This is a genomic window from Altibacter sp. HG106 (assembly GCF_028561755.1).
GTDB lineage: Bacteria > Bacteroidota > Bacteroidia > Flavobacteriales > Flavobacteriaceae > DFVG01.
In genome coordinates, this window is record NZ_JAQQTD010000002.1 from 349565 (window position 1) to 367878 (window position 18314).

Annotated in this window: 22 protein-coding genes; 14 read left to right on the plus strand and 8 right to left on the minus strand. The window is 45.4% G+C overall.

The genetic code is table 11. The annotated features are described in order from the left end of the window. Positions 1-2 precede the first annotated feature (2 nt). On the minus strand, positions 3-656 hold the full coding sequence (locus PO830_RS04315) for a Crp/Fnr family transcriptional regulator (RefSeq protein ID WP_272852299.1): 654 nt from the start codon (positions 654-656) through the stop codon (positions 3-5). A 102-nt stretch (positions 657-758) separates the two neighbouring features. Continuing rightward, positions 759-980 (minus strand): hypothetical protein, encoded by a 222-nt coding sequence (locus PO830_RS04320; protein WP_272852300.1) that lies wholly within the window; start codon positions 978-980, stop codon positions 759-761. A 162-nt stretch (positions 981-1142) separates the two neighbouring features. Between PO830_RS04320 and PO830_RS04325 the strand changes: the two genes are divergently transcribed. The 12 genes from PO830_RS04325 to PO830_RS04380 all read left to right on the plus strand — a co-directional run bounded on the left by PO830_RS04325 (position 1143) and on the right by PO830_RS04380 (position 10802). Further along, positions 1143-3578 (plus strand): heavy metal translocating P-type ATPase, encoded by a 2436-nt coding sequence (locus PO830_RS04325; RefSeq protein ID WP_272852301.1) that lies wholly within the window; start codon positions 1143-1145, stop codon positions 3576-3578. Between the two features lie 85 nt (positions 3579-3663). Continuing rightward, on the plus strand, positions 3664-3879 hold the full coding sequence (gene ccoS, locus PO830_RS04330) for a cbb3-type cytochrome oxidase assembly protein CcoS (RefSeq protein WP_272852302.1): 216 nt from the start codon (positions 3664-3666) through the stop codon (positions 3877-3879). Continuing rightward, on the plus strand, positions 3876-6080 hold the full coding sequence (gene ccoN / locus PO830_RS04335) for a cytochrome-c oxidase, cbb3-type subunit I (RefSeq protein WP_272852303.1): 2205 nt from the start codon (positions 3876-3878) through the stop codon (positions 6078-6080). The genes ccoS and ccoN overlap by 4 nt, the downstream gene beginning before the upstream one ends. A 3-nt stretch (positions 6081-6083) precedes the next feature. Further along, complete coding sequence (locus PO830_RS04340) at positions 6084-6284, plus strand: cbb3-type cytochrome c oxidase subunit 3 (RefSeq protein ID WP_272852304.1); 201 nt, start codon at positions 6084-6086, stop codon at positions 6282-6284. Continuing rightward, positions 6281-7267: a cbb3-type cytochrome c oxidase N-terminal domain-containing protein gene (locus PO830_RS04345; RefSeq protein WP_272852305.1), complete on the plus strand. Its 987-nt coding sequence runs from the start codon at positions 6281-6283 to the stop codon at positions 7265-7267. The genes PO830_RS04340 and PO830_RS04345 overlap by 4 nt, the downstream gene beginning before the upstream one ends. 2 nt (positions 7268-7269) lie before the next feature. Next, positions 7270-7584 (plus strand): hypothetical protein, encoded by a 315-nt coding sequence (locus PO830_RS04350; RefSeq protein WP_272852306.1) that lies wholly within the window; start codon positions 7270-7272, stop codon positions 7582-7584. 7 nt (positions 7585-7591) lie between these two features. Then, positions 7592-9013, plus strand: a complete 1422-nt coding sequence (gene ccoG / locus PO830_RS04355) for a cytochrome c oxidase accessory protein CcoG (RefSeq protein WP_272852307.1) — start codon at positions 7592-7594, stop codon at positions 9011-9013. Positions 9014-9150: 137 nt separating this feature from the next. Then, complete coding sequence (locus PO830_RS04360) at positions 9151-9324, plus strand: hypothetical protein (protein WP_272852308.1); 174 nt, start codon at positions 9151-9153, stop codon at positions 9322-9324. After that, positions 9314-9760 (plus strand): FixH family protein, encoded by a 447-nt coding sequence (locus PO830_RS04365; protein ID WP_272852309.1) that lies wholly within the window; start codon positions 9314-9316, stop codon positions 9758-9760. Before PO830_RS04360 ends, PO830_RS04365 begins: the two co-directional genes overlap by 11 nt. A 1-nt stretch (position 9761) precedes the next feature. Continuing rightward, positions 9762-10469, plus strand: coding sequence for a sulfite exporter TauE/SafE family protein (locus tag PO830_RS04370; protein WP_272852310.1), 708 nt, complete (start codon positions 9762-9764; stop codon positions 10467-10469). Positions 10470-10487: 18 nt separating this feature from the next. Then, positions 10488-10640 (plus strand): hypothetical protein, encoded by a 153-nt coding sequence (locus PO830_RS04375; RefSeq protein ID WP_272852311.1) that lies wholly within the window; start codon positions 10488-10490, stop codon positions 10638-10640. A gap of 3 nt (positions 10641-10643) precedes the next feature. Then, positions 10644-10802, plus strand: a complete 159-nt coding sequence (locus PO830_RS04380) for a hypothetical protein (protein ID WP_272852312.1) — start codon at positions 10644-10646, stop codon at positions 10800-10802. A 27-nt stretch (positions 10803-10829) separates the two neighbouring features. On the opposite strand, the gene hemN is transcribed toward PO830_RS04380, so the two are convergent. The 6 genes from hemN to PO830_RS04410 form a co-directional block, all read right to left on the minus strand. After that, entirely contained in the window at positions 10830-12191 is a 1362-nt protein-coding gene (gene hemN / locus PO830_RS04385) for an oxygen-independent coproporphyrinogen III oxidase (protein WP_272852313.1), read from the minus strand. Next, the gene (locus PO830_RS04390; RefSeq protein ID WP_272852314.1) at positions 12188-12472 is read right to left on the minus strand and encodes a hypothetical protein; all 285 of its coding nucleotides are present in this window, start codon (positions 12470-12472) and stop codon (positions 12188-12190) included. The genes hemN and PO830_RS04390 overlap by 4 nt, the downstream gene beginning before the upstream one ends. A gap of 41 nt (positions 12473-12513) precedes the next feature. Beyond that, the gene (locus PO830_RS04395; protein ID WP_272852315.1) at positions 12514-13107 is read right to left on the minus strand and encodes a pyridoxamine 5'-phosphate oxidase family protein; all 594 of its coding nucleotides are present in this window, start codon (positions 13105-13107) and stop codon (positions 12514-12516) included. 83 nt (positions 13108-13190) lie between these two features. After that, positions 13191-14240 carry a DUF5694 domain-containing protein gene (locus PO830_RS04400; protein WP_272852316.1) on the minus strand — a complete coding sequence of 350 codons (1050 nt, stop codon included), beginning with the start codon at positions 14238-14240 and terminating at the stop codon, positions 13191-13193. Between the two features lie 33 nt (positions 14241-14273). After that, entirely contained in the window at positions 14274-15407 is a 1134-nt protein-coding gene (locus PO830_RS04405; protein ID WP_272852317.1) for an FG-GAP repeat domain-containing protein, read from the minus strand. After that, entirely contained in the window at positions 15404-15871 is a 468-nt protein-coding gene (locus tag PO830_RS04410; protein ID WP_272852318.1) for a DinB family protein, read from the minus strand. The genes PO830_RS04405 and PO830_RS04410 overlap by 4 nt, the downstream gene beginning before the upstream one ends. A 93-nt stretch (positions 15872-15964) precedes the next feature. Here PO830_RS04410 and era point away from each other — a divergent pair, with 93 nt between their 5' ends. After that, positions 15965-16849 (plus strand): GTPase Era, encoded by an 885-nt coding sequence (era, locus tag PO830_RS04415; protein WP_272852319.1) that lies wholly within the window; start codon positions 15965-15967, stop codon positions 16847-16849. A 152-nt stretch (positions 16850-17001) separates the two neighbouring features. After that, positions 17002-18306: a ribosome biogenesis GTPase Der gene (gene der, locus PO830_RS04420; RefSeq protein ID WP_272852320.1), complete on the plus strand. Its 1305-nt coding sequence runs from the start codon at positions 17002-17004 to the stop codon at positions 18304-18306. The last annotated feature ends 8 nt before the right edge of the window (positions 18307-18314 follow it).

The following is an 18314-nucleotide window of genomic DNA, read 5'->3' on the forward strand; positions in this document are numbered from 1 at the left end:
GGTTAAAGTCCTTCTGAAAGATTGTAAAGCGACTTCTTGTCTTCCAGTTTGATACGCTTTCCGGAAGTACTTACCAGTCCTTCTTTCTTAAACTTGGTAAGAGTACGTATGAGTAATTCGGTTGCCGTCCCTACCACGTCTGCAATGTCGGCTCGGGATAACTGAAGGTATAGGTATCCGTCTTCGTCTTCGCCGAAATGGCTATCGAGGTATAATAAAACTTCGGCAAGACGTTGGCGGACACTTTTATGCGCCATATTTACAATGACATCATCGGCAAATTTCAGTTCCTGCGCCATCATCTTGAGCACGGCATTGGTAAAAAGCGGATTGTTTTGTAAACTCTCCTCGATATGTGTCTTCGGAATAAAACACACTTCCATATTTTCCAGCGCTGTGGCGCTCAAGTTGGTAGTTTCCGAAGCAATGACCGAGCGTTGTCCCAGCACCTCACCCTTGGAAGCGATCTTCACGATTTGATCGCGCCCGTTATCGCTCATTTTAGAAAGTTTAGAAATACCGTTCCGAACGCAAAACACCCCATTGAGGCGTTCGCCTTCTTCGAAAATAGATTCGCCTTTTTTGATACTTCTGGTTTCTTTGCTATCCGACATGCGTTTTAACTCCTCTTTCTTCAAGGCCTTAAAACTGTTCATTTGTCTTATGATACAATTCTCGCAGCGCGATTGTGCTTTTTTATCCATTGCGTAACAAAGCTAACAGATTTCTAATGATTTTGAAAGAGGGAGGTGTATTCCTTATCGCCCAAGGTCGGGACGATCTTCGTAGAAATCGTCAAAGGTCTTGTCGGTTTGATAGTCATCCCGAAGGATTCGATATACCGTGTAGACGAGGATTGCCTGGCCCGCGCAGGTGAGTACAAATACCCAGGAATAGGAACCTCCTAACGTAGCAAAGCAAAGGGTGGTAATAAGCAGTAAGGTGGTAACGCCTAATAAGGTGAGGGCAGAAAGTTTCATAACATATTTTTAGAAAGGTACGGATTACCACGTCAAAAGGGTGTCAATAAATTCCTAAAAAAGAGGATACGGCTGACAAAAGTCATCTTTTTCGCCCCCTTACTTTGTCACCTTTGTATCCATCAGATAAGGGCGTGTATCGTCCTAAGCATTGTAAAGGATATGGAATTATGTTTTCACTGTGGGGATCCTTGTAAGGAGACAGCGATTGTTGCGCAAGACAAGCATTTTTGTTGTCACGGATGCAAAACCGTTTACGATATACTAAATGACAACGACCTTTCGCATTATTATAATCTCGAAACAAGACCTGGAATTTCTCCCTCCCGATTTGACGGAAAATTTGATTTTCTGGAAAACGATTCCATTGTCGAGAAGCTACTGGATTTCAATGAAAACAACGTTCAAGTAGTCACGTTTACCATACCATCGATTCATTGTAGCTCCTGTATCTGGGTCTTGGAAAACTTGCATAAAATAGAACCCGCCGTACAAAGCGTACAAGTAAACTTTCCGAAGAAAACCGCGCGAATCACCTATGCTGCCAACGAACTGAAGCTGCTTGACGTCGTTGTCTTATTAAGTAAAATAGGCTACGAACCCTACATTTCTCTAGAGGACGCCACTAAGGAAGACGCCCGTATCGACCGAAGTTTGATCTACAAACTAGGGGTAGCAGGTTTTGCCTTTGGGAATATCATGTTTTTGTCGTTTCCCGAATATTTTGAAGTTCACGACTTCTGGTTAGACCGTTTCAAACATTTGTTTCGTTGGTTGATGTTCGGGTTTTCGTTGCCGGTGGTCCTGTATTCGGGACAGGATTATTTAATTTCAGCCTTCAAGAGCTTGCGCGCTAAAATGCTCAATATTGACATTCCTATCGCATTAGGAATTATCGTGCTCTTTGCGCGTTCTACGCTAGAGATTGCGATGGATTGGGGAACCGGCTTTTTCGATAGCCTATCGGGCTTGGTATTCTTTTTACTACTCGGAAAATTTTTTCAGCAAAAAACCTATTCCTTCCTCTCTTTTGAGCGCGATTACAAATCGTATTTTCCCATAGCGGTGACGCGGTTGCGAAAGCTAACTTCGGAAGGCAATACTTCCATCAAAGAAGAACAAGCGCAGATAAACGAATTAGCTCCGGGCGACCGTATTTTAATTCGGAATGAAGAATTGATACCCGTCGACGGGATCTTAATCAACGGGAACGCCTTGATTGACTATAGTTTTGTGACCGGGGAAGCCGAACCCGTCACAAAGCAGTCGGGAGATACCTTGTATGCAGGAGGGCGACAACAGGCGGGTATCATAGAGGTAGAGGTAATTGCTTCCGTGGCCCAAAGTTATCTAACTCAGTTATGGGCGAATGACGTATTTTCGAAACGGCACACCACTTTTTACAAGGGCATTACCAATACGGTGAGCAAACACTTTACGATAAGTCTTTTGGCTATTGCCATTATCGCCACCACCTTTTGGCTATATTACGAACCCTCCTTGGCGCTCAATGTTTTTACGGCGGTTCTTATCGTCGCCTGTCCCTGTGCGATTGCACTGGCTGCGCCTTTCACTTTAGGAAACATGCTCAGAATTTTCGGGCGTCACAAATTATATGCGAAAAACAGCGCGGTTATTGAGCAATTGGCCGAGGTAGATACGGTGGTTTTCGACAAAACCGGAACCCTTACCACTACTAAAAAAAGTGTGATCACCTATGAGGGAATCGCCCTTACTTCGGAAGAAGAGCGTTTGCTTACGGCTACCTTGCGAGCTTCCAATCATCCGTTAAGTAGATCGCTATACGATATGCTTCAGGTCAACGACATCTATACGTTGGATGAATTCACAGAGGAAGTAGGGCAAGGAATAACAGGGCGAAAAGAATACAATCAAGTGAAGGTGGGAGGGTATGATTTTGTCGCAAAAAATTTGCCACAACATGAAGCGCCTCTTTCTTCCAACCGAACCAGTGTTCACATAAGCACGAACAAGCAATACAAAGGGTGCTATGTATTCTACCACGAATACCGTACAGGGGTGCAAGCGGTGTTTGACGCCTTATCTCCTTCAAACGAACTTGTGGTCTTATCTGGCGATAATGATGGAGAGAAGGCATATCTATCAAAATTACTTCCGAAGAAAACGCGATTTGCTTTCAATCAAAAGCCAGAAGACAAGTTAGTATTCATTAAACGTCTGCAGCAGGATGGAAAGAAAGTGCTTATGGTGGGCGACGGATTGAATGATGCAGGAGCCCTGGCACAAAGTGATGTGGGGATTGTAATTTCCGAGAACATCAACGTTTTTTCGCCAGCCTGCGATGGTATTTTAGATGCTGCTCGTTTCAACGACCTTCCACGATTTATCCAACTTTCTGAAAAGGCGAGAGCGGTGATCAAATATGCCTTTTTATTTTCTCTGCTCTACAACTTAATAGGATTAGGGTTTGCCGTCATAGGACATCTGAAACCGGTGATTGCGGCTGTTTTAATGCCACTGAGTTCAATAAGCATTGTCGTTTTCACTACCCTCTACACTTACGTGCTTGGAAGACAATTGCAAACAAAAGGGACCCGTCAAAGTTCGGTGCGATGAAGGATATAAAATACGTGGGAACTGACAAAAGTCATCATTTAGGAAATCGGGCCATGCTACTTTTACACCGTATTAAAACTTCCATATGAATATTATTTATCTGCTTTTAACCATTAGTGTTATCGTTGCTCTCGGCTTTTTCGTAGCCTTTGTGCTTTCGGTGCGAAAAGGGCAGTATGACGACGTATACACTCCCTCGGTGCGAATGCTGTTTGATGATGAACTCGTTAAAGGAAAGACCGAAGTATCCACCAAAAACAAGCAATCAATACCAACTCAAGAACAACAAGGATCATTATGAAATTAGACACTTTTTACTACGACAATAAGATCGTTCGTAAGTTTGTAATCGCAACATTATTTTGGGGCATTATTGGGATGAGCGTGGGGCTCCTGCTCGCCTTTATGTTTTTATTCCCAAACCTCACGGATGGTATTTCCTGGTTGAGTTTCGGGCGGTTACGTCCGCTTCATACCAACGCGGTGATCTTCGCTTTTGTTGGAAACGCCATCTTTGCCGGGGTCTATTATTCTACCCAGCGCCTCCTAAAAGCGCGTATGTGGAAAAATTGGCTCAGTAATTTCAATTTTTGGGGCTGGCAGCTGATCATTTTAGGCGCTGCCATCACACTTCCGCTAGGATATACCACCTCTAAAGAATACGCAGAACTGGAATGGCCTTTCGATATCGCCATTGCCCTGGTATGGGTCGCTTTTGGCGCCAACCTTATTGGGACGATCTTAAAGCGTCGTCAACGACACCTGTATGTCGCCATTTGGTTTTATATCGCCACCTTCGTAACGGTTGCGGTGCTTCATATTGTCAATAGCATCGAATTGCCTATTAGCGCCCTAAAAAGCTATTCGGCCTATGCTGGAGTGCAAGATGCCTTGGTACAATGGTGGTACGGTCATAACGCGGTTGCCTTTTTCCTTACCACACCGTTCCTGGGGTTGATGTACTATTTTGTTCCGAAGGCGGCAAATAGACCCGTCTATTCGTACCGTCTGTCGATTATCCACTTTTGGTCGCTCATCTTTATCTATATCTGGGCAGGGCCACACCACTTGTTATACACTTCCTTACCGGGTTGGGCACAGAGCTTAGGGGTCGCTTTTTCGGTGATGCTGATCGCCCCTTCCTGGGGGGGGATGATCAACGGACTCCTAACCTTGCGCGGTGCCTGGGATAAGGTGCGTACCGACCCCGTGTTGAAGTTTATGGTGGTCGCGATTACCGGATACGGGATGGCGACTTTTGAAGGTCCCATGCTGTCTTTGAAGAACGTGAACGCCATCGCACACTTCACCGATTGGATCATTGCCCACGTGCACGTAGGCGCTTTGGCTTGGAATGGCTTCCTCACCTTTGGAATGGTGTATTGGCTGGTTCCGAAGTTATTCAAAACCAAATTGTGGTCAACGAAATTAGCGAACGTCCATTTCTGGATCGGTACGTTGGGAATCATTATGTATGCGCTACCCATGTATGTAGCCGGATTTGTACAAGCCTTTATGTGGAAACAATTCAATCCTGATGGTACCTTGGTCTATGGAAACTTTCTGGAAACCGTCAGCGAGATAATCCCCATGTACTGGATGCGTGCGATAGGAGGAAGCCTTTATATCGTAGGGGCAATCATTGGGGTGTACAACGCCTATAAAACCGCTCGCTCCGGAAGCAAGGTAACCGATGAGCTAGCCGAAGCGGCTCCTTTAGAACGTGTCACCAAGAAGAGAACCGTGAAAGAAGGATGGCATACCTGGTTAGAACGACGTCCTGTCAAGTTAACGCTGTATGCGACCATCGCGATTCTTATTGGTGGTATCGTACAGATCATGCCCTCTCTCTTAGTGGATGATTACGTCCCAAAAATTTCCAGTGTGAAACCGTATACGCCATTGGAGCTGGAAGGGCGCGATATCTATATACGTGAAAGCTGTAACGCCTGCCATTCGCAAATGGTACGGCCCTTCCGAAGCGAGGTAGAACGCTATGGCGAATATTCTAAAGCAGGAGAGTTTGTGTACGATCATCCCTTCCTGTGGGGAAGCAAGCGAACCGGGCCCGACTTGCATCGTATTGGTCAAAAATACAGCGATAACTGGCATCTAAATCACTTCTACGATCCGCAGAGCACCTCTTCCGGTTCGATCATGCCTTCGTACAAGTGGCTCATTCGGAATAAACTGGATAAAAGCATGACAGAGAAGAAAATGCAGGCTATGATCTCTTTAGGAGTGCCATATTCTGAAGAAGATGTAGCGCGCGCACAAGCATGGATGAGCGAACAAGGAACACAGATCGAGCAGAACTTATATGCCGATCCCGATTTCGCTAAAACGTACGAAGCCGATAAGACCTATGCGGCTGAAAATGGCGAAGAATTTATTGAAATGCGTGATCGCGAGGTGGTCGCCCTTATCGCCTATCTACAGCGGTTAGGAACCGATATTAACGTGCCTGAAGGAGAAGAGACGGCAGTAAACTTAAACGACTAAGCTATGTTGAAATTTGTGAAAGGAAATCTGGAAAACATTGATGGGGTGGCACTTTACCCGATCATCTCATTGCTCATCTTCTTCCTCTTTTTTGTAGGGTTATTCTGGTGGGTGTTTACGGCCAAGAAGGCACATATCAAAGAAGTGAGTCGCATTCCGCTAGAAGATAAAAATAGCACCAACCAAAAATCAACTGAATTATGAGAAGTACCGCATCTATTATTAGAGTTATCGGGTTTACCCTGTTTGGATACCTATTTGTCAATTATATAGGTTCCACCGGCGATACCTCCATATTTGTAGAACAGCCCTGGTTGTGGGCGGTACTTGCGGTAGTTGTGCTGATCTACATGGCCATTGAGATTAGTCTTGGGGCGCTTGAAAATGTACTGTACCGCACGCTATCCGCCGAGGCCAAAGAACACTATGATCAAGAACGTGCCAAAGCGAAGGCCAACCAATTCGGATGGGTGAAGCGAACCTATAAGAAGCTTGTAGGCGGTAAACCCATTGAAAAGGAAGGGGAGATCATTCTGGACCACAACTACGACGGCATTCGTGAATTGGATAACAAGCTTCCGCCATGGTGGGTATACGGGTTTTATGCTACGATCATTTTTGCCGCCATTTATTTGATTCGGTTTGAGTTGTTCAAAGATTATAATCAGGTAGACGAGTACGAAGCCGCCGTGGCTCAGGCCAAGGTAGAAATTGAAGCGTATAAAAAGACCGCCAAAGATATGGTCGATGTCAATACGGTACAACTGCTTACCGAAGTAAGCGATTTGAATTCGGGTAAGAGCATTTTTGAAGGCAATTGCGTAGCCTGTCACAAGGCCAGTGGTGGTGGCGGAATTGGCCCGAACTTGACGGATGATCACTGGATTTTGGGTGGGGGAATTAAAAATGTATTCAACACTATTTCTGAAGGCGGGCGTCCTGGAAAAGGGATGATCGCCTGGAAAGCCGATCTAAAGCCTTCCGAAATGGCACAAGTAGCGAGTTATGTACTCAGTCTTCACGGAAGCAATCCGGAGGACGCAAAGGAAGCGGAAGGAGATATTTGGTTAGATCCTGAAGCTCCCGTGGAAGCGATCGAGGTAGAAGTCATCGACAGTACCAAAATCCGAATGATAATTGAAGATCAGCCGGTTACCGGCGATGTGGTTAACGATTCTATACAGTAAGCATGTTGGTACTCAATGACATCGTATTTAACCTAACGCAGAAGCAGTCTCCTGTCGTTCAAAAGATCTATGATCATCGAGGAAAGCAATTGATCGCTGTGGGATTGGCACACGGGTCTACCTTACACCAGTATCAACCCAGTCCCAAAACCAAAATTATGGTGGTACAAGGGGAAATCGATGTGAATACGGCAACACATAGCTACCGTCTGGAACGGTTCGACTCTTTCGATGTCCCCGAAGAAGCCTATTCGATTACCGGCGTATTCGATGCGGTCTTCTTAGTGATGAATGCGAATTCCGAAACAGGTATATAACGGTATCATGGCAGAACAGGGAAAGGACAATTTTAGAGATACGATCGGCACGCTCAATGAAGAAGGAAAGCGGGCTTGGGTATTCCCGAAAAAACCATCGGGAAAATGGTACGAGTACCGAAAATATGTAAGTTACATACTACTGCTCTTTTTGTTCAGCGCGCCTTTTGTCAAGATCAATGGCAACCAGTTTTTGATGTTCAATGTGTTGGAGCGTCGCTTCAATATCTTTGGGGCTCCTTTTTGGCCTCAAGATTTCCACCTTTTTGTGATCATGATGATCATTGGGGTGGTCTTCGTGATCTTTTTCACGGTGGCCTTTGGTAGATTGTTCTGTGGCTGGGTATGTCCGCAAACCATATTTATGGAAATGGTCTTCCGTCGGATAGAATATTGGATTGAAGGCGATCGCGGAAAGCAAATACGCTTGGACAAAATGCCCTGGAACAAAGAAAAAATCCGGAAGCGAGTCACCAAATGGGTGGTGTTTTTTATCATATCCTTTTTCATTGCCAATGTGTTTTTGGCTTATCTCATAGGAAGCGATCAACTTATTCGATACATTACAGAAGGACCGTTTCAACACGTGAGCACCCTTATTTCCTTGCTCATTTTTACCGGGGTCTTCTATTTTGTCTTTGCCTGGTTTCGAGAGCAGGTATGCATTATTGCCTGTCCGTATGGTCGCTTACAAGGCGTACTGCTCGATACCAAGTCGATTGTAGTAGCCTACGATCACAAACGAGGCGAGAAAGAAGAAGGACGAGCGCGTTTTAAGAAAAATGAAGACCGGGCCGCGACCGGCAAGGGCGATTGTATTGACTGTTTTCAATGTGTGCAAGTATGTCCTACCGGAATAGATATCAGAAATGGAACACAGCTAGAGTGTGTAAACTGTACGGCCTGCATCGATGCCTGTGACGCCATGATGGAAGCCGTAAACCTGCCGAAGGGATTGATTCGATATGCCAGTGAAGAAAACATCGAGAAGAAAAAGAAATTTGAATTCACGCCACGCCTCAAGGGATACTCTGTGGTGTTGGGCATCTTGATCGCTGTATTTGTGGGAATGTTGTTCTTGCGGAATGACGTAGAAGCGCGTGTCTTGCGATTGCCCGGACAGTTGTACGAGCGAAAGGAGAACAATATGATCAGCAATGTGTACACGTTCAAACTTGTGAATAAGACAGTTGATGAAATTGAAAATGTCACCTTTCAATTGAAATCGCATAAAGGAATCATTAAAGTGGTCTCTCATGATTCTTTTGATATTCCTGAACAAGGCATGGCAGAAGGTACGCTTTTCATCGAGATCAATGCCAGTGCACTAACGGGCGACAAAGATCGGGTGGAAATTGAAGTGCTCAGCGGCGATACCGTGATAGAAACTACTACCACGGCCTTTTTAGGTCCCAGAAGCTATAAATAAAGAAACGAGATGAGGGAAACGATCTATACGAATATTGCGTGAGGGAATGCAGTGAAAATCCCGCAGCCGTAAGGCGAGGAATTGCAACGAAATGCCCGACCGTGCTACAGCGCGGGCACGCCCAAAAATATCAACCTATGAAAACTAACAAGAAGAAGCAATGTTGTAAAGATTGCCAGGGGGGAAGCCCCGGAAAGAATGAAGCTTGTAAGCTGCGATTGCTTGCAGGCAAACAACAACACCTGCCGGCTAAAACAACGAATGTATCATCCATAAAATCCGTTAATGCGGTGTATCGTCATGAAAATTAATTGGGGATTTGGGATCGTCATCGGCATGACCTTGTTCATCAGCTTCATTATGTATCTGGTGATACGAATGACAACGGAAGAGGCCTTTGACCACGATATGGTTACTGAAAATTATTATGCCAAAGAAATGGTGTATCAGCGGGAAATTGACGCCGAAACCAACACTAAAAACCTAAACGGCAAGATTAAAAGTAGTAAGGTGGCCGAAGGTTGGGAATTGGTCTTCCCAGCCGAATTAGAGCCTTCTAAGATTTCGGGCAAGCTATACGTTTACCGCCCGTCGAATGAAGATCTCGATACCGAGTGGCCACTTGATCTGGACAGTCCTCGACTCGTGATTCCGAAAGAGAATTTGCTCGATGGCCGGTGGAACATCACCCTCGATTGGGAATATGAGGGCCAGCACTATATGTATAAAGAAGCGATAACCTACTAAAATGATCTGGTCGGGCTTGTTATTCGGACTCCTGGGAAGTTTGCACTGCGTGGGCATGTGTGGGCCGATTGCCTTTTTGCTTCCGCTGGACCGGCAAAGCAGAAGCAAACGCTGGGCGCAGCTTATGAGTTACCACGCAGGACGACTTAGTACCTACGCCTTGCTAGGGGCGTTGCTCGGATGGGTAGGTCAACGCTTCCAGCTATTCGGTTTTCAACAACAGCTCTCTGTGGTTATTGGTGTGTTGATGATCGCTACGGTACTCCTTCCGCATCGCGTCTTGAATCGCTATGCGATCTCGAAACCGCTCTACCGATGGGTCGGCACCATCAAAGGTACGCTGGGAACGGAATTAAAAAAACGGGATCCAGGCACCTTCTTTACTATTGGCTTTCTCAATGGGTTGTTGCCATGCGGACTCGTATACATGGCTATTTTTGGAGCGATGGCGATGGGTGGGGTGAGTTACGGAGCACTCTATATGGTCTTATTTGGATTGGGTACCGTTCCGTTGATGACTACGGCGGTGTACCTCGGAAATTTCTTAAAGGGCAGCCTTCGGAAAAAGATCGTAAAAGTGATTCCCGTGGTGATCGTGCTCGTGGGCTTATTATTTGTCCTACGTGGTATGGGGCTTGGTATCAAATTTATATCGCCCCCAGATTCGGTGGCTATCGAGCAGGTAGGCGCCACTCATAGTTGTCACTAACATTTAATTCTTAACCATATGAAATCACTTTTATTACCGCTAGTAGATTGGGACATGGGTACCATCATCATTGGAGTGTTCGCCTTTGTCTGTATTGTTCTTGTAGCCATTGTCATTGGATTTATGAACAGTGGGAAGGAGAATGAGGATGAACCTCACGCAAACAAGTAAGCTATGGAAGCATTGGCGATCTTATTGACAGCATGCTTCGGTCTGTTTTTGCTCATAGTGTTCTTCGGAACTATAGGTAGCATGATCCGTATGGAATTCCGAAGAAGGAATTCCAAACAAACCTCCTTACAAAAGAAGAACGCAGACGAGGCTGCGTTCTAGGACTACTAACTAAAAAGGGGAATAGTATTATACCGTCATGGAAAACAATCGAGTTTCCGGACGTCTTCGTTGCAATCGAAGATCAAACGGAAGACATACATTTCGAACAAATGGTTTTCCCGCTTCCGTGATACGAAGGTTAGTGGCTTCCAAGGCTACAAGACCGTCTCTTTCGAGTTCCGATAATTGCGTTAGGATCTCCGCCATTTGAGGGAGTTGCATGGCTTCGGAATCCCACGAGGTTTCAAACCGGCACATGAGATTCAGAATATGTTTTCTTACGATAAGGTCTTCTTGGGTGAGTAAATGTCCACGAAATACTGGAAGCTCATGGGCGCGCAACGCCGCATAATATTCAGGTAGCGTCTTCACATTCTGAGCGAATCCGCTCCAGCTATCTCCAATGGCGGAAACGCCTAGCCCCAGCATCATTTTGGTTGCTGCGGTGGTGTAGCCCATAAAGTTTCGGTGTAGTTTTCCGTTTTGCTGCGCCAACGCAAGGTCGTCTGAAGGCAGCGCGAAATGATCCATGCCTATTTCACGATAGCCAGCTTGCTCAAGCATCGCCTTGCCAAGTTCGTACTGACGGCGTTTTTCGGCGGCGGTGGGGAGATCAGCCTCCTGATAGCCACGTTGTCCGTTCCCTTTGATCCAGGGAACATGGGCGTAGCTGTAAAATGCTAGTCGGTCGGGCCGCAAGCGCAGGGTTTGCTCAATGGTATATGCCACATGCGCTTCGGTTTGAAAGGGGAGTCCGAATACCAAATCATGTCCCACAGAAGTATAGCCAATAGCACGAGCTTGTTGAGTTACCTCTGCTACATTTTCGAACGGCTGTACGCGATGAATCGCACGTTGCACCGTTTCATTATAGTCTTGAACTCCATAACAAACCCTTCGGAAGCCATTGCGATACAAGGTGTTAAGGTGGGTTTGCGTGGTGTTATTAGGATGGCCTTCAAAACTGAACTCGGCTTCGGGATGAAGAGACGCTCTCGTAAACAAGCCCGCCAATAAGGCTTCAAGGTTTTCCGCGGAAAAAAAGGTAGGCGTACCACCACCCAAATGAAGTTGTTGAATGATGGGTGCATACCCTAACAGTTCACAATACATTTCAAATTCCCGTAACACCGCTTTGATGTAAGGAAGCTCCACCAAATGGTTTTTGGTGATGCGTTTGGTACAACCACAAAAAGTGCACATGCTTTCACAAAAAGGTAGGTGAATGTACACGCTAATTCCCGTTTCGGGGCTGGCTATTTGCTGTAAGGATTGTTCCCAACCCTGGGCAGAGAAACGCTCGGTATTCCAATAAGGGACCGTGGGATAGCTAGTATACCGCGGTCCGGGAACATTGTATTTGGTGATTAATAAAGTGTTGTCAATCATAAGAACAAACTCACTACAATAACCAGAGTGTTAACGATAGTGCTGGCCACTAATAGCTTGAAGATCAATTTGGGTTTCTGGACCGTGAGAATTGCTGCATTATGGGCCGTGCAAATACCTACACAGATCATCACTAACGCCATATGCCAGAAGCTGTGACCGAAGGAAAGTATTTGCATGATTGCGATGGAGCCCAGGCAGGTAGAAAGAATAATTCCTAAGGCTGAATAGCCCATTATATTGTTCGTAAAATCTTTCTCAAGTTGTGCAAAGGTTGTCATACCACTGATTTTTAATAGTTACAGGGCAAAGATACCTTGGGTTATACAGGGTTTTTATGACTTTTGTCAGTTGAATGGTTTGTGGACAATTTAGGATCTAAGATGTTGGTCTCAAACCCATCAATACTTTGCGTATTTTTTTCTTGCCAATACTGTTCAATGCGCTCCTGACCTTGTTTTTCGGCCCAGTCGTGTAGCACGGTACGTTCTTCTTTATATTCCATGAACGGAACTGCATATCCACAAGAGGTTTGTACTAAATCTACCTGCATTTCAATGATTTGCCGCGCACCTGGAGTTTCAGGAAATAGACCTATGTGTTGTTGATAGGCGGCATCTCTAGGATGATAGATGGAAGCTGTTCCGTATAAACGAAGAATGAGTGGTTTACCTTCAAAAGCGCAAAACATGATCGTCATACGCGGGTGTTTCAGTAAATGCGCTGCCGTTTCGTTCCCGCTGCCGGTGAGATTGAGCCATACTACCTTGTTCGCGTTAAGAACACGAAATGAATCCATTCCCTTTGGAGAAACATTCACGCGTCCTTCCGCAGCCGCAGTACCCACAAAGAAGATCGGCTGTTTTTCAATAAAGTTCTTCAATTCTGGAGTGATGGCATCCAATTGTTTTCCCATAGCTGGCGTTTAAAAAAATTCGTCAATGTATCACCGTAACATTCGACAGAAAGATACGATATCTCTATGTTTCGATCCATTCGTTAATAGGTCAATACTTCAAAATCTTTTACCTGGTGTAAGAATTTTTCGAGGTAGCTTTTGTGTGCCGACCCAATGATCACCAACAATTTCTTGCCGGGATGTTTCGCGGCGACCGCAAGGATGTTGGCGGCGATCTGTAAATTCCGCATTTCCCAATACGAATAGCGCGCCCGGTCTGATCGCGAATCGAATTCGGTCTTCAGCCATAATTCCCACTGTGCTTTGTAATCCTGATCCATATAGGTGTCGCTATTGATATACTCATAAAGAGCGGTAAGGTCCTTTTCGGTCACCCCTGTATTCATGAGTTGCTGTGATTTGGTATATACAGGTAGTTCCATCACCATAGCAATGAATTCTGGATGTTCTTCTAGGTCTTTTTCAAACATCGGGAAATACTTCTTCTGAAACGACATCTCTTGAAAATTATCGATGGGTTCAATGATATTATGTCCACTTCGGAAGGCCAGCGGCACTGCCATCGAATAATATTCGTTGGCATTATCCAGCTTGCTTGCTAAATAGGTCGTTAGTTTTTGGTCAAATTCGGAAGAAAATAATGCTTCCTGCTCCTGTAGGTACCTATACTGAAGCACGGCTGCCGGAATGTTGGCGGTGGCAACATAGTGATAGAGTAGTTCTTTTCGCTCGGGAAGGGTCAACGATTCTTTTTTCAGCAGCACATAGATACGGTCCTTGGCTTGAGCGAAGGATACTTTTCTGAATTGCTGCACCGAATCGGCCCAGCGAAGGTGATTGGCATCTCGCGATGTCAATTGGAAGTCGGGATCCTTTCTTCGATCAATATCGTATAACAATTGACCGGGCATTTTCTCGATGCAGACCACATCAAAGTTGAAGGTTTCGAGTTTTTGAACGACCGGTTCGATCATTTGTGGGTCGAAATTGTCTATCTGACTCAAATGTGTGGTACCTAAAATAAGAACCTGAGTTTTTTTAGCGGTATTTTGAGCTTTTGCAGCACCTAGGCTTAGTAGTAATAGTAGCAACAGAAAGCGTTGAGATGAACGTATCGAAGTGTATGTCATAGATGCTATAAGATACGATTTTTCATAGGAATTCTATTCGCGAATGCGGGTTCGGTAAATAAGATTCCATACCCCAGAGTTTGCTTCTACTATATCCGGGAGGCCATCTCCATTGAGGTCGCCTGTAATTACCTTATAGGTGTCTTCTTTAAGATCTTTGTTCAGGGCAATCTCGCTAAATGTCCCCGATTCGCTCCCCAATTGGACATAATTCACATCCTCCGCATTGCCAAAAACCAGGTCGGGCCAGCCATCCTTATTGAAATCGGCTACCGCAACAGAAGCCGTCATTCGGGAGGTTTCAAAAGCGTACGTTCTTGTAAATTTCGATTCGGCGTCTCCGTAAAAAATCTGGTTAGGCGTGCCCAGGTTTCCAATAATGATATCGATAAAGCCATCCCGATCGATGTCGTGAAGTGCCACCGACCGGCTATCATCCTCCTTAGTTCCGAAAGGGGTAGGTTGCTCAAACGCTCGGTTTCCCTTTCCGAAGTAGATAAAGTTAACCGACTTCCGTTCCGCCGTAACCAAATCCAGATGGCCATCACGATTGATATCAGCAATTGCAATCTGAATCGTGGGATCTTTTTCCGCCCCAAAAGTTATGCAGGTATCAAACGACCCGGAACCATCATTCCAACAGATCTCATTCGGTGCGTTCCGATGGGCCAAGACAATGTCTAAGTCGCTATCATTGTCTAGATCGACTAGGCGGATACCACGAGTGGGAGCAATGGCGCCAAAACTTCCTTGCCACGTAAATTCTTGACCTTTTCCACCGAAATAAAGGGCGTTTGGAATATTGTCGTTAGCGACCAGTAGGTCCATATAACCATCCTGATTGACATCGGCCGCGACCATTTCATAACTGGCATCCATAAGGCCAATAGGTTGCCCTTGTTTAAAGTTGCCTTTTCCGTCGTTGTAGAACAGGTAATTTTGTTCGGCCCAATGCCTGCCATTGGCCACCAGCGCGTCTAAGTCGCCATCATTGTCCATATCGGCCAAAGAAATTCCGGCCGTGCGATTCGACTGGGTTCCAATGGAAAGAAATCCGTCAAAGTTTTGGAAAACGACTGTTTGTGCGGTTCCGAAGAAACTAACACCTGCAAAAAAACCGAAAACTAGTAGTTTGCGAGGTATCCCAATACGAGAGAACATAATCATTGCAATAACATTTTTTTGATGATCACTACTTGCCCTAAATGATAATAGCAGTGCTCGATCATCATATTAATGTTATGCCGGTAATTTCCATAAGTCCCATTGACGAAAGGGTGCTCTAATTGTTCATCCGATAGGGCTTCTATGTGGGTCGCGAATTTTTCAGCATCGTTCCAAAGGGTAGTCAAAATACGTTCCCATTGTTCTTGAGAGGTCACGGGAGGAAAATCAAAACTGAATTTGTCGCGAATGGTTAAATCGCCTCCTTCAAAAACCTGTAGCACACCGTGAATATAGTAATGAATGTGTTGCGCCAGTTGAGACAGGCTGTTGCGGGAATGTATTTGTTGGGTGGCCAGTTCCCAGTGGGTTCCCTCCAGTTGATCTTTATAGTTCGTAAAAGCGATAGAGGTGCCGTTGAGCAGGGCTTCTCTGAAACGTTTGGCAAGTTGTGCAGATGCGGTCATGAGGTTAATTTTAGGACAAGGTACTATATTCCCAAGAAGAAAAAAAGAGGACAGCTACCATGCGTGTATTGCCTATCTTTGTAAAAAATTACTATGGCACACAAAGCAGGTTTTGTAAACATCATCGGAAATCCCAACGTAGGGAAAAGTACGCTTATGAATGCTTTTGTGGGCGAACGGCTCTCTATTATAACGTCCAAAGCCCAGACCACGCGTCATCGCATTTTAGGAATCGTGAATGGAGATGATTTTCAGGTGGTCTTGAGCGATACGCCGGGCATCATTAAACCCGCCTATACCCTGCAGGAGAATATGATGGACTTTGTAAAATCGGCTTTTGAAGACGCCGATGTGTTGCTGTATTTGGTAGAGTTAGGAGAAAAAGATTTAAAAGACGAGGCCTTTTTTCAGAAGATCACAAACGCTACTATTCCGGTATTGTTGCTGATCAATAAAATCGACAAAGGCGATGAAACCCAACTTGCCGAAGCCCTTTCCCTCTGGCAAGAAAAAGTACCCAATGCCGAAATCTTTGCCATCTCTGCCCTGGAGAATTTTGGCGTGCAAGAGGTGTTCACCCGCATTCTCCAATTATTACCAGAATCACCCCCATTTTATCCCAAAGATCAGTTAACCGACAAGCCCGAGCGCTTTTTCGTCAATGAGATCATTCGCGAAAAAATTCTGATGCATTACAAAAAAGAGATTCCGTATTCGGTGGAAATTGATACCGAAGAATTTTTTGAAGAAGAGGAACTCATTCGCATTCGCAGTGTCATCATGGTAGAACGCGACACCCAAAAGGGAATTCTTATCGGGCACAAAGGAGCCGCCATTAAGCGGGTAGGTGTAGAGGCTCGTAAGGATCTCGAGGCCTTCTTCGGAAAGCAGGTCCATCTGGAAACCTATGTAAAAGTCAATAAAAACTGGCGTAGTGACGATCGGCAACTACGTCGGTTCGGATATCAACAAAAATAAGTAGGGCGTTCCCGCGCCTACGGCACGGTCGGGCTATCCGCTGTATGCCCGTGGGGCGATGCCGCTGCTATCCCTAACGCAGGCTATAAAAACAGCATGTTCTTTCCACCATATTCGGCTAATGCGTTACCTTTGCAGTCAATTCTAAGTCTATGAGCAGTATTGTTGCCATTGTAGGTCGGCCTAATGTAGGAAAATCTACCTTTTTCAATCGATTGATCCAACGTCGCGAGGCTATTGTGGATGCGGTAAGCGGAGTCACGCGAGACCGTCATTACGGTAAATCGGATTGGAACGGAAAAGAGTTTTCCCTCATCGACACCGGGGGGTATGTACGAGGCAGCGACGATGTGTTTGAAGCCGAAATCGACAAACAAGTAGAGCTCGCCATCGAAGAGGCCGATGCTATCATTTTTATGGTAGATGTAGAATCTGGCGTCACAGGCATGGACGAAGAAGTCGCGCAATTGCTACGACGCAGTAAAAAACCCGTATTTCTCACCGTCAATAAGGTAGATTCTGCTACCCGAGTGAATGATGCTGTGGAATTCTACTCGCTAGGTTTCGAGCAATATTACACCATCTCAGGGATCAATGGTAGCGGTACAGGCGAATTGTTAGACGATCTGGTCAAAATTTTGCCAGACGAGCCGGAAGCCGAAGAAGAAACCTTGCCGCGCTTTGCCGTAGTAGGGCGGCCCAATGCCGGAAAATCTTCTTTTATCAATGCCCTGATTGGAAAAGAGCGTTTTGTGGTTACGGATATTGCGGGAACCACCCGAGATAGTATCGATACGAAATACAGTCGGTTTGGGTTTGAATTCAACTTAGTGGATACGGCCGGAATTCGGCGTAAAAGCAAGGTGAAAGAAGACCTGGAATTCTACAGTGTAATGCGAAGCGTGCGCGCCATCGAACATTGCGATGTGGCTATTCTGGTCTTTGATGCCACCCGCGGATTCGACGGACAAGTGCAGAATATCTTCTGGCTGGCGCAGCGCAACAACAAGGGGATCGTGATATTGGCCAACAAATGGGACAAGGTGGAAAAGGACCATAAGACTACCAAAGAAATGGAAGCTTATATCAAAAAGGAATGCGCACCCTTTGTCGATGTTCCCATTGTGTTCATTTCCGTATTGAACAAACAGCGTATATTCAAAGCGATCGAATCGGCTGTAAAAGTCTATGAAAACCGAACCAAGAAGATCAAGACAAGCAAGCTGAACGATGTGATGTTACCGATTATTCAAGCAACACCCCCACCAGCCACAAAAGGGAAATACGTTAAGATCAAATTCTGTACGCAACTCCCCACCCCGTATCCAAGCTTCGCGTTTTTCGCCAACCTTCCACAGTATGTAAAAGATCCCTACAAACGATTTTTAGAGAATAAGTTGCGCGATCAATTTGATTTTAAGGGGGTGCCTATTACTATTTATATTAGAAAGAAGTAAGTTTTGAC